The sequence below is a fragment of the Rhodovulum viride genome, assembly GCF_003265965.1.
GTDB lineage: Bacteria > Pseudomonadota > Alphaproteobacteria > Rhodobacterales > Rhodobacteraceae > Rhodovulum > Rhodovulum kholense.
The window spans coordinates 1-628 of record NZ_MUAV01000149.1 but is presented as its reverse complement, the minus strand read 5'-3'; the positions used below and the strand labels follow the sequence as shown (position 1 = coordinate 628).

The window sequence follows — 628 nt, the reverse complement described above, 5'->3', positions numbered from 1 at the left end:
CCGATGCCTATGGCGATCTCGACACCCAGGTCCGGGTCCATGACGACGCGACCGCCACCTGGGGCCCCTGGCAAAGCTTCGACGCGGCCGAGTTCGACGGCCGCCTCTTCCAGATCCGCGCGGCGCTCTCGGTCGAAAGCGAAGCCTATGCGCTGCGCGTCACCCGCCTGTCCGTCGCCGCCTTCCGCGCGACCTGAGGCCCTGCGGCCCGGCGCGCCGCGGTCCCGATCCGCGGTCCCGACTTCCCCCAACCCAACCCCCGAGGAGATCATGACCCAGGCCAGCTACATCCCCGACAGCGCCCAGACCAAGGCCCAGGCCTTCGCCTTCTTCCAGGGCGCCCTGGCCGCCGCCGCCTCGACCAATGCCGGGCCGACCCCGCCCCCCGAGACCTGGCCCGGCATGCTCTGGGTCGATACCGCGACCGCCGCCCTCAGGATGCGCAATGACGCGAACAGCGGCTGGATCGAGATCGGCAGCTTCGCCTCCGGTGCCTTCGTGCCCGCGGGCGTGACCCGGCTGAGCGAGGCCGAGGCCACCGACCCGGCCGGCACCGCCTTCGGGGCGCTGTCGGGCCCGCTGCTGAAGGCGGCCGTCGCGGCCTTCGCGCCCCCCGCGGGCTGGCAGC

Annotated in this window: 1 protein-coding gene and 1 pseudogene; both read left to right on the top strand. The window is 73.9% G+C overall.

Annotation, left to right across the window (positions count from 1 at the left end; translation table 11 throughout):
* A partial coding sequence (locus tag BYZ73_RS23180; protein WP_181498170.1) for a hypothetical protein occupies positions 1–197 on the top strand: 197 nt, incomplete at its 5' end.
* Between the two features lie 73 nt (positions 198–270).
* Positions 271–628, top strand: a pseudogene (locus tag BYZ73_RS21550) (hypothetical protein); the annotation flags it as partial.